Source organism: Pseudomonas sp. GZD-222 (assembly GCF_049310525.1).
Lineage (GTDB): Bacteria > Pseudomonadota > Gammaproteobacteria > Pseudomonadales > Pseudomonadaceae > Aquipseudomonas.
In genome coordinates this window covers 1-10,097 of the sequence record NZ_JBMOWO010000070.1, presented here as the reverse complement: position 1 = coordinate 10,097, position 10,097 = coordinate 1, and the positions used below count along the sequence as shown (strand labels likewise).

At 59.3% G+C, this 10,097-nt stretch carries 9 protein-coding genes; 2 read left to right on the top strand and 7 right to left on the bottom strand.

Features of this window, described 5'->3' with window-relative positions:
- Positions 1 to 45 precede the first annotated feature (45 nt).
- The 4 genes from ACO6VD_RS13195 to ACO6VD_RS13180 form a co-directional block, all read right to left on the bottom strand.
- Entirely contained in the window at positions 46 to 345 is a 300-nt protein-coding gene (locus ACO6VD_RS13195; RefSeq protein WP_422419643.1) for a hypothetical protein, read from the bottom strand.
- 96 nt (positions 346 to 441) lie between these two features.
- Entirely contained in the window at positions 442 to 1,596 is a 1,155-nt protein-coding gene (locus tag ACO6VD_RS13190; RefSeq protein ID WP_422419642.1) for a calcium:proton antiporter, read from the bottom strand.
- A gap of 23 nt (positions 1,597 to 1,619) precedes the next feature.
- Positions 1,620 to 2,078 (bottom strand): NADH-quinone oxidoreductase subunit A, encoded by a 459-nt coding sequence (gene ndhC, locus ACO6VD_RS13185; RefSeq protein WP_422419641.1) that lies wholly within the window; start codon positions 2,076 to 2,078, stop codon positions 1,620 to 1,622.
- A 368-nt stretch (positions 2,079 to 2,446) separates the two neighbouring features.
- Positions 2,447 to 2,902 (bottom strand): winged helix-turn-helix transcriptional regulator, encoded by a 456-nt coding sequence (locus ACO6VD_RS13180; RefSeq protein ID WP_422419640.1) that lies wholly within the window; start codon positions 2,900 to 2,902, stop codon positions 2,447 to 2,449.
- Positions 2,903 to 3,001: 99 nt separating this feature from the next.
- Here ACO6VD_RS13180 and ACO6VD_RS13175 point away from each other — a divergent pair, with 99 nt between their 5' ends.
- The gene (locus ACO6VD_RS13175; protein ID WP_422419638.1) at positions 3,002 to 4,252 is read left to right on the top strand and encodes an MFS transporter; all 1,251 of its coding nucleotides are present in this window, start codon (positions 3,002 to 3,004) and stop codon (positions 4,250 to 4,252) included.
- A gap of 13 nt (positions 4,253 to 4,265) precedes the next feature.
- Here ACO6VD_RS13175 and ACO6VD_RS13170 read toward each other — a convergent pair whose 3' ends face one another.
- Positions 4,266 to 5,705 (bottom strand): DUF3336 domain-containing protein, encoded by a 1,440-nt coding sequence (locus ACO6VD_RS13170; RefSeq protein ID WP_422419637.1) that lies wholly within the window; start codon positions 5,703 to 5,705, stop codon positions 4,266 to 4,268.
- A gap of 16 nt (positions 5,706 to 5,721) precedes the next feature.
- Entirely contained in the window at positions 5,722 to 7,221 is a 1,500-nt protein-coding gene (locus tag ACO6VD_RS13165; RefSeq protein WP_422419636.1) for a wax ester/triacylglycerol synthase family O-acyltransferase, read from the bottom strand.
- A 299-nt stretch (positions 7,222 to 7,520) separates the two neighbouring features.
- Between ACO6VD_RS13165 and ACO6VD_RS13160 the strand changes: the two genes are divergently transcribed.
- The gene (locus ACO6VD_RS13160; protein ID WP_422419635.1) at positions 7,521 to 8,549 is read left to right on the top strand and encodes an acyltransferase family protein; all 1,029 of its coding nucleotides are present in this window, start codon (positions 7,521 to 7,523) and stop codon (positions 8,547 to 8,549) included.
- Between the two features lie 7 nt (positions 8,550 to 8,556).
- Here ACO6VD_RS13160 and ACO6VD_RS13155 read toward each other — a convergent pair whose 3' ends face one another.
- On the bottom strand, positions 8,557 to 9,897 hold the full coding sequence (locus tag ACO6VD_RS13155; RefSeq protein ID WP_422419634.1) for a tetratricopeptide repeat protein: 1,341 nt from the start codon (positions 9,895 to 9,897) through the stop codon (positions 8,557 to 8,559).
- Positions 9,898 to 10,097 lie beyond the last annotated feature (200 nt).

Here is a 10,097-nt window from a genome sequence, read left to right as displayed (position 1 = left end):
CGTCCCGGTAAATCCGCTCCTACAGATGCCCGATAGGCCGCGGTCCTAGTTTTTACACTCGGCCAATACCACTTTGCAGGTGCCGGGCGTACCACCGGAGCGGCCGGCGTAGCGTATGCAGTTGCTCAAGGACTTTTGCTTCGCCATTTGCAGGGTCGCGCCCCAGGCCAGGCCACCTTCACCGGTAGTAGGCAGCGCTTTGGCATAACAGCTGGAGCCCGCCTGCGATGACGAGTAACGAGGTTGCGCTGATTTGCTTGAACATCCGGCCGTCAGGACCAGGCCGAGGGCGAGGAGGGCAGGCATTACCAGCGATGAATAGCTGAACGTTGAATGGGCGGTCATCGCGTGGCCCTCAATGACCGCTGGCGTTGATGTTACGAAAGCGTAGACCAGGTTGGCGTTGGCCAATAGACCAACGCACCTGGCCACGCTAGCGCACTATGGGAAGAACAGAATAAGCCCGAACACCACGAAAACCGCCAGGTGCATGTAGCCCTGGATCGGCGACGTGCGCTGGCCGTTGAACGACAGCATGCTCAACACAAGAGTAATGACGAACAGCACGATCTCGGCATTCGAGATACCCATGATCACTTGCTTGCCGTTGGTCAGGCCGATGATCAGCACCGCCGGCACCGTGAGGCCGACGGTGGAGACGAAGGCACCGAGGCACAGGTTGATGGCGCGCTGCATTTCGTTGTTCATGGCCGCTTTGACGGCCGTGATCGACTCGGGCGTGAACACGATGATCGCAATCAGCACACCGCCCACGGCCGCCGGGGCCCCGGCGGCGGCGATACCATAGTCGGTGACCACGGCCAGGTAATGGGCCAGTAACACGATTGGCAGAATCAGGCCGAGCAGCACACAGGAACGGATCACCATGGCCCGCACGTCTATCTGCGATTCACTGCGCGCTTGCCCGTCGATTGCTTTCTGCGCGGGGGGAACGCTCATCGAGCCGGCCGGCGGTTGGATGAACAAGCGCCTGTGGCTGCGCATCTGCATCCACAGGAAGGCCGAATACAGCGCGATGATCAGCACGGCAATGCCCCATGCCTGGGTCACCGTGAACACGCCGGCAGTCGATGTGTAATTCGGCAGGATCAATGCGACTGCGGTGAGCAGGGCGATCATCGACAGGTAGGACGTTGCCCCCTGGGCATTGAATTCCTGGTCACCATGCCGGTTCGCACCAGCGATAAGGCAGATGCCCACCACCAAGTTCATGATGATCATCATCACGGCGAAGATCGAGTCGCGGCCAATCGTCGGGAACTCGCCCGGGCCAAGGAATACCGAGGCGATCAGGATCACTTCGATCGACACAATCGACAGCGTCAGGATCAGCGTCCCATACGGCTCACCCAACTGATCGGCGAGGTGGTCTGCTTCATGCACCACCCCGAACGATGCCGCCAGAATGGTAATGAACAGCAGCAAGAATACCCAGGTGGCGGTCATCGGATTGAGCATGCCGCCGAGCAGGTCATTGCCGAACAGCATGAAGATGGCGACCACGGTCCAGGAGCCGGCCAGCCTTAGCCACGTCGACAGGGGAACCAGTGGTGTGTTCTGACTGAGCGCAGGCATCGCGCAGTCTGCAGGATAATTTTTCATTCTACGTGAGCCTTTTTCTCAACGGCATGAGTGGGTACCCGAACTGTAGAGCTTGCGTATTTGCTTCGCCTTTTTGCGGATGCACCACCATGAAGTGCGCCCATCGACCCTTCGTAGATCAAGCCAACGAGCAGGATGGCAATGAAAAACGCAGCGCCGATAAAACCGGCCCATCCGGTTTCACGAACGGAAACGGCATAGGAAAAAAGGAACAGCGCTTCTATTTCGAAAATAACGAAAAGGATCGCAACCAGATAAAAATTGGCGGAGAACCTTAGTCGGGCACTGCCGACCGGAAGCATTCCCGACTCGAAAGGCTCGTTTTTACTGCGCCCCCAGGCTCTGCCACCGAGAAACTTTGAAACACCCAACATGAACACACAGAGAAATACGACGCCAAGCAAGAATGCGCCAAACGCCCAGTTATGGGAAAGGGTAGTGGTTGCGGCGGACATGCAAGAACTCCTGGATCAACTCAAGGTTTTCGTTTCTGTTGAAAACAGCAACGCTAGTGGCGTGTTGCGCGAGCAGAGCAGGTGATATCGCGCGGCGGGGCCTTGAGTGCTAAGTGCAGGCGTTCGAAATTGCACCACGAGAAGTGGCGTGCTGCAGATGATTGAGACATCAAGCTGATGAGCGCGGAAAAGCGCGAAATAGCACGAAGATCGGCCATTGCATACTTCCTTGGAAGTTCAGGGCCGTCCCCGTTGAAGAAATCCGTGATCTGAGGTCGTCCTCAGCCAGGCTTGTGCGAAGTGTTACCCGAAAAGCATACCACTGGCGTTTTTCGCATGCCAGCCGCATGAAAGGGTGGGGTGGCTTATCAGGACGCGCGCGTGACCAGGCGCCGATGGCAGTCCTGCGGGTTCAACGTCTTACCGGACTTCGAACGCACCACGAGGACCTCGACCGGTTGCTCCAGAGCGTTGTCCACTAGCACCGAATGGCTCTCGCCCTTGCTGAAGAGAAAACGTTCGCCCCATTGACGCATGCCCACCACGATGGGGAACACCGAGCGGCCCATCTCGGTCAGCACATATTCCTTGTAGGCGCTGCCGTCGGAGGCGGGCTGTACAGCAAACACGCCTGCCTCGACCAACAACTTGAGCCGTGTTGCGAGGATGTTCTTGGCCAGGCCCAGGCGTTTCTGGAAATCACTGAAGCGGCGAACATCGTCGAACGCCTCGCGGATGATCATCAATACCCAGCGATCGCCGATGACTTCGAGCGCCCGCGCTACAGGGCATTCGCTCTGTGTCTGTACTGTTGGTGTGGTCATGATTCTGTCGATGGTGAGATGTGGTTGCAGATTAAAACCAGGTTTGTTAGAAAGCAAACAACTGGTTTCATTTTGAAACCTCTTTGCGCCAGAGATGCGATGAAAATGGACCTTGAAGCCGAAAACCCAGGCAGCGATGCCGCCATCCTGCCCGCCTCGGCAGGCGCGGCGCAGACCCTGAGCCGCCAGCTGATCCTGCTTTTTGCCGTCACCTGCGCCCTGGCGGTGGCGAATGTCTATTTCGCTCAACCGCTACTGCAGTCCATATCACTCAGCCTGGCGGTTCCCGCCAGTACCATCGGCGTGGTAGTCACCGCGACTCAGGCCGGTTACGCGGTGGGGTTGCTGTTGGTGGTGCCGTTGGGTGACCTGGTTGATTGCAAGAAGCTCATCCTTGCGCAGCTGCTGCTGTCGGCCGTGGCCTTGTGCGCAGTGGGCTTCGCCCAGGGCTGGAGCGTGCTGCTCGGTGCGATGGTGCTGGTCGGGCTGATGGCGGTCGTGGTCCAGGTGGTGGTGGCTTACACCGCTACGCTGGCAAGTCCCGACCAGCGCGGCCAGGCGATTGGCACCGTGACCAGTGGCGTGGTGCTGGGCATTCTGCTGGCGCGCTTCGTTTCTGGCGCGGTGGCGGACCTGGCGGGTTGGCGCGGGGTGTATTTCGTGTCGGCGGCGTTGATGCTGGTTATGGCCCTGATACTGCACAAAACCATGCCAGCCTCGGCAGCACCGCCGGCCAGGGGCGGGTACTGGCAGTTGCTGGGTTCGATGGTGCAGTTGCTCCGACGCGAACCTGTGCTGCGTGAAAGGGGTATTTTCGCTTTACTCATTTTCGCTGCATTCAGTGTGTTGTGGACGTCCATGGTGCTGCCACTGAGTGCGCCACCGTTGTCGCTGTCGCATACCCAGATCGGCCTGTTCGGACTTGCCGGTATTGCCGGCGCGCTGGCTGCAGCGCGCGCCGGACGCCTGGTCGATCAGGGGCACGGTCAGCGCACGACTGGCGTTGCCCTGGTGCTGCTGACCTTGTCCTGGCTGCCGACGGCGTTTGTCGAAAGCTCGCTGCTGGCCATGCTGGTGGGGGTGGTGTTGCTGGATTTCGCGGTGCAGGCCGTGCATGTCACTAACCAGAGCCTGATCTTCGCCTCCCGGCCCGATGCCCAGAGCCGCCTGGTGGGTGCGTACATGTGTTTCTACTCGCTGGGCAGTGGTCTCGGCGCGGTGGCTGCGACCTACACCTATGCCCACTGGGGCTGGGTGGCGGTCTGCGCGCTGGGTGCGGCTATCAGTGCAGTAGCCCTGTTGTACTGGCTGTACTTGCAACTGACTGGCCGGCACCTTGGCAGGCAATGACCTGGCGCCAGTATCAGGTCTGCCATCCGCGGCGGCTGAGGATGTGATCGAGGGTTCTGCTGATCGCCGTGCAATTACGCACCATCTCCATGCGTTCCCAGGTAGCCTGCTCACCATCGCGCACCAGTTGTTTCACCTGAGAGAGCGGTAACGGCGCGAGTATTTTCAGCGGGTTGTGCCAACGTTTGCCGAGAAAAATGTTGATATCGGCGGTGTAGTCCTGCACCAGCATGCTGTAACCCAGATGCTGCCAGCGGGCCAGGGTAGGGTGACCGATGCGCAAATGATTTCTGCCCAGGCGCAACAGGCGGGTCGCGATATTTTTGCTCAGCCGGATGGGTTGCTCCATGGCGCTTTTAGTCAGCCCGCCAGGGGCATTGGGATTGGGTGTAAACAGTAGTGCAGCTGGATTGGCCATGCTGGAAATGAAGTGGTTGACGCCATACAGCCGCCCCAGGCGCTTGGCCGGCAGGTCATCGACAAAGGAGCCGTCAATCCATCGCTGTTCGGGCAAGTAGGGTACGTGCTCGCCAGCGGCATTCTTCGCCTGCAGTGTCACCGGCGGGATGATGCCCATGACGGCGGTCGAGGCCAGGATCGCTGAGCGGATCAACACATTGGGTGCGGTGATCGCATTCAACAGCCGCGGTGCCTGCTGTAGTTCCAGCCCGGTGATCGTGATGTTCAGATGGCGGCCACTGACCTGGTAGGCTTCGGCGAACGTCAGATCGGGGATCAGCCCCTGCACATGGTGGATGACGTCCTCGGCCTGCAGAATCGAACGCAAGCGTGAGCGGCGTTTGCCGTCGGTGTTGGCATAGGTCACGGTCAGCCGTTCGGGCTGCAGGCGCTCGAGCAGCTCATCATCGCTGTGGCTGCAGACGATGGCGGCTATCAGCGATCCGGCGCTGGAACCGGAGATTATCTTTGGCAGCAGGCCCTCCTTGAACAGGGCTTTGAGAGCGCCAACGTGGAAATAGCCGAGCATCGCAGCGCCGCTGAGCATCAGCGCCGAACGACCGAAGCATTGGCTGGCACGCAGGAAGAAGTCGCGGCGTTCCTCCAGGCTAATCACCTGTTCGTCCACGTCATCGATGGCGTGCAGTGACCGGCAGACTTCCTCGATGTACTGGTGGATCAAATGCTTGGTGCCCATGTGCGCACGGCTGTAGAGCGATGCCTTGCCCATTCCGGCAAGGTTGCCATGGATGCCCTCGTTGAGGGCAAACATCAGATTGGCGTAGGCACCTGCACTGCGCATGACGCTCAGAAGTTCCAGGCGTTGGCGCACGGTGCGGTAGTCATAGGCCCTGGACACCTCATTTCTGCGCCAGTCGTCCATGCCGCGCTGTTGATCCAGGGCGCCGGCGTGTTTGGCCCACTCCTCATAGGTGCGCGCATGCTGCATTTTTTCCTGCAACTGAGTGGTCGCTGTCTTGTGCCTCAGCATCATGATGCTCTCCAATGGCTCACGCGCTGGGCTGTTCGCTGTCGACCGTTGTGGCGGCGCGTTTGCGTGGCGGCGTCGGCCGGTCCTGCTTGGCAGACGCTTGCTCCGCCTGATTGCCGAGGGCCAGATATTCTTCGGTGGATTGTTGCAGGCACTCGATGTAAACGTCCATGTCCGGTAACACGTGGCGGTCGCTGCCGACACCGAGAATGATCTGATCGTAGAGGCTGGTGATGGCATGACTGAGGGCCATGCCGTCGGCGATCGGCGGCACCGGGTAGAGCGCCTGCACTTCGGCCCCGGCGAAGTATTTACGGGCTTTGCCCATCGGCCCCGGGAAGTTGGTGATCAGGGTGTTGCACAGGTGGTACTTGCCGACATAACGCCATTGGCTACTCATCCAGCCACCGAGCATGCGCATCGGTGCTGGCACCAGGTCGCCCATCGAGACGATCAGGTCATACACCACATCGCGGGCCAGGTCGGCGCCCGACTGTGTGCGCTCGAGAATGGAGCGCAGCCGTTCGAGCGGATCCTCGATGTCGGTGCCGATGCCGATCAACATGCCCGAGACCAGGTTCCCGGTGCGCTGAGCCTCTTCAGAGAGAATCGCCACCGGGCACATTGCGACCAGTGACTGCTCGGCGGGCAGCGCTTCACGGCGTAGCAGGTAGCGGCGCAGCCCGCCGGCGATGATGGCCAGGATTACATCGTTGAGCGTGGCACCCTCTGCGCAGCGGCGCACGGGTTTGATATCGCTGATCTTCCAGGTCAGGCCGCCGAATGTCCGATGCGGGGAGACCTGCGCATTGAACAAGGTGGTGGGGATGCTTTTCTGCGCCGGGCGGTTCTCGCCGCGCATCCTGTTCAGCAACTGCAGGCCGGCTTTGCTTGCACTGACGCTGGCGCGCAAGCTGCGCAAAGGCTGGGTCAACAGCCGGGGAAAGGTCTTGCCCCACATCCGCGCACGGCTTGGCAGGCGCTGGTTACTGGGTTGTTGGTAAGGGTTGTCGTCGATTTCAGGCTGATCACTCATCAGCAGGTTGTTGATTTCGATGCCGGCCTTGCCATCGATGTAGGCGTGATGGAAACGAAGCAGCAGGGCGAAACTGCCGGGCGCCACGCCTTCGACGTTGTCCAGCCCCTCGATAATGGTCAGTTCCCAGGGCGCGCGCTCCATGTCCAGGGTGCGCGACATCGAGCGTGCCGCGAAGATGCAGAGTTGCCGCCAGTCGCCCGGTTGTGGCAGGCCGACGTGGCGGATGTGGTACTCCAGATCGAAGCTCTTGTCCTCCACCCAGTAGGGATCGTCCAGCCAGAAGGGCGCGTGCTCGAGTCGTCGGCGAAACAGCGAGGTGCTGCTCAGGCGGTTACTGAAGTAGCGGATGATGTCCTTGTGCCGGACCAACCCATTGGGGGCAGTGCGCTGGTCACAGATCCACAGGCTGGCGCCGACCATGGGTTGATGGGGGGCGTCGGAATAGAAGAACTGGGCGTCCAGCGGGGTCAGTTGTTTCATGGCTTGCTTCCTCCAATGACATGATCGTGGCAACAGGCTGGCGGCCAGGTGCAACTCGTGCATGAAGCCATGGTGGCGTCCACGCGCCATCGTGCTCGCCTCCCTTGTTGGTAGGGGCAATCCTTTGCGCGTGGCAGGGGAGTAGCGTGTGTTGGAGGGGGAGGAGGAGCATGCGACGAAGCCACTGGAATTTTTTCAGGGCGTGAAGTGCAAAGTGCAAAGGTGTCCTAGACTTCAGGCTTAAATGCTCTGGCTTGATGAATTTCACCGCTGTGACTACTCAATGAGCGAATAAAAACATGAATGATAGCTCCGCAGCGGTTTCTCGATTAAGCGTACTTGATGGATGGCGTGGCATCAGCATCTTGCTGGTCCTGGCATGCCACCTGTTGCCACTTGGCCCAAAACCCTGGCAAATGAACTCCGCCGCAGGCGTTATGGGCATGGCTATATTTTTTACCCTGTCAGGTTTTCTGATAACAAGTTTTTTACTCAAGAGCAGCAGTGTTGTTGATTTTTTAATCCGCAGGATTTTTCGGATTGTGCCGCTCGCCTGGTTGTACATGGCAATTGCTTTGTTTTTCATGAACAGCCCGCCAGACTTCTATATTACAAACTTTCTGTTCGTTGCCAACTGGCCACCTATGTGGCTTGGCAGTGCAAACGGGCACCTCTGGAGTTTGTGCATGGAGGTCCAGTTTTATCTCGCCATCGCCTTGCTGGTGGTGCTGATGAGAAACAAGTGGATGGTGCTGATCCCTGTACTGTGCATCGCCGTCACCACCTATCGCGTCATGAATGAGGTCCATGTCGCCATCAATACCTATTACCGCATTGATGAGATACTTTCTGGGTGCATACTTGCGCTGATATACAACGGTAGACTGGGGAGTACACTTGCGCAGTATGCGAAGCACATGTGGATTGCGCAAATACTTCTGTTTCTCCTGTTCGTCGTCTCCAGCCACCCCCAAGCGGGCTTCATGAACTACTTCCGCCCCTATTTTGCCGCGGCGCTGGTGGGTAGCACGTTATTCAATGGTCGGACGCTAGTTGCCCAGCTTCTGAATAATCGCATGCTGTTTTATATCGCTACCATCTCCTACGCACTCTACGTTGTGCATCCGCTGCTGGAGCAGACCTGGTTGGGTAGCGGAGATACCATCATCAAGTATATGAAGCGGCCTTTGTTGTTTGCGGCTATTTTTATCACCGCGCATATCTCGACGTTCTATTATGAAAAATGGTGGATTGCTTTTGGCAAGACATTGTCCAAGAAGGTGGTTAAACCAACCGGTTACAAGCTAGACGTGAGCAGCGGCTCGTAGGCACTGCTCAGCCTGAGTGCAGCGGCTGTAACTGACCGGCGCGCATTTTCCAGGTACGGTTGACCGGGCTCTCAGGCTTCAATGCCAGGCGCTCGGCCACCAGTGCCTCGGCCAGTGCGCGGTCGCCAAGGCGTATAGCGGCTTCGGTCAATGTCCATGAGAAGACATCACGCTGCGCGTGACTACCGCCGAAGCGATTGGCTTTGGCGCGCAACGGCAGCAACGACGCTATCGCCTGGGCGTAGTCCCCACGACCAAACGCCATCAAGCCTTCGCTCGCTGGTACACCAATCTCTCTGCTCATCATCGCATTGCTACCGAAGCCCGCAGCGGCCCGCCTCAGGGTGTCCAACTGCTGAAGTTGAGCCCCGCTGTTGCCAGCTCCCACGAATGCCATCATCGCGTTCACGTCGTTAAAGGCGTAGAAGCCGTCTTCACAGCGGGGCTCCCATTTTTCCGCCAGTTCTTGCCATCGATCGCCAACGTCATGGCCGAGCAGGTTGAGCCTCCAGAGCAATGCTGAGCCATCAAGCAACTCGAGTGCTTGCCCGAAGCCACCCGCTGAAATGTCCTCATCAAACAGACGTAGCGCACCAGCGATGTCATTCGCCTCAAGGAGGAACAGTGCCTGATGCCACCACAAGTGGAAGGCAAACATGCTGTTGGGCGCCCAGGCGTTGGCGCTGGATGACAGGTACCTGGCGCCTTCTTCGCTACGGCCCTGCATTTCCATGACATGCGTGACGGCATGCACTGCCCAGCCATCCTGCGGGTTCAAGGCAACCGCCTCGCGACCCTGTTCCTCGGCCTGGCGGTAATCTCCGGCCTCTTCCAGGCCAAAGGCATACATGCCTTGCACAAAGCCAACGCCGGGCACGTCCTTATCCCAGTGCGGCATCACCCGCGCGATGCGATCACGCAGCATGTGCGAGTAACCCAGATAGAAGTCGCCCAGATGGGCGAATTGCAGCGCCAGCAGATCACGCGGGTACTCGATCGACACACGTCCCCAGGTTTCGATTGCCCGCTCCCAGTCGCCGTCGAACCAGGCGCGTACGGCATGGATATGCTGGCGCTCGCGATCATTCGCGTTCGCTGCCAGCCGTTCTGCCGCGTCCAGGCTTTTGTGCAACTCTGGGTCAAAGGTCTTGTCGGTCGCAGTGGCAATCGCGCCAGCACGAAAGGCGTGGGCGAGGGCAAAATCCGGGTGCTGCGCGATAATCTCGTCAGCTGCGGCCAGAGGATCGGCCTGGTAGGCATGCAGCAAGTTGCACGCGCTATCCAGCGCGTCGATTGCCTCCTGCGAGCCATAGGAAACAGGATTGCCACGTTGGTCGCGACTGCTCATGGTCTGCTCCTGATCGAGGTGTGAGGATCGTTTTTGATTGTCCCTCCACCTTTAGCGCGAAGACACTTTTCCGACGAAGCGGAATTGGCTGCCTCTGGCCCAATCGGTTTGGTGGGGGGGGGGGGGGGGGGGGGGGGGGGGGGGGGGGGGAGGTGGCGGGGGGGGGGGGGGGGGAGAAAGGATAGTCCCGCGAGCCGACC

Excerpts from the sequence above, each read along its gene's own strand:
- ACO6VD_RS13160 (WP_422419635.1), top strand. The coding sequence starts at position 7,521 with ATGAATGATAGCTCCGCAGCGGTTTCTCGATTAAGCGTACTTGATGGA.
- ACO6VD_RS13170 (WP_422419637.1), bottom strand. The coding sequence starts at position 5,705 with ATGATGCTGAGGCACAAGACAGCGACCACTCAGTTGCAGGAAAAAATG.
- ndhC (WP_422419641.1), bottom strand. The coding sequence starts at position 2,078 with ATGTCCGCCGCAACCACTACCCTTTCCCATAACTGGGCGTTTGGCGCA.
- ACO6VD_RS13180 (WP_422419640.1), bottom strand. The coding sequence starts at position 2,902 with ATGACCACACCAACAGTACAGACACAGAGCGAATGCCCTGTAGCGCGG.
- ACO6VD_RS13190 (WP_422419642.1), bottom strand. The coding sequence starts at position 1,596 with ATGCCTGCGCTCAGTCAGAACACACCACTGGTTCCCCTGTCGACGTGG.
- ACO6VD_RS13155 (WP_422419634.1), bottom strand. The coding sequence starts at position 9,897 with ATGAGCAGTCGCGACCAACGTGGCAATCCTGTTTCCTATGGCTCGCAG.
- ACO6VD_RS13165 (WP_422419636.1), bottom strand. The coding sequence starts at position 7,221 with ATGAAACAACTGACCCCGCTGGACGCCCAGTTCTTCTATTCCGACGCC.
- ACO6VD_RS13195 (WP_422419643.1), bottom strand. The coding sequence starts at position 345 with ATGACCGCCCATTCAACGTTCAGCTATTCATCGCTGGTAATGCCTGCC.
- ACO6VD_RS13175 (WP_422419638.1), top strand. The coding sequence starts at position 3,002 with ATGAAAATGGACCTTGAAGCCGAAAACCCAGGCAGCGATGCCGCCATC.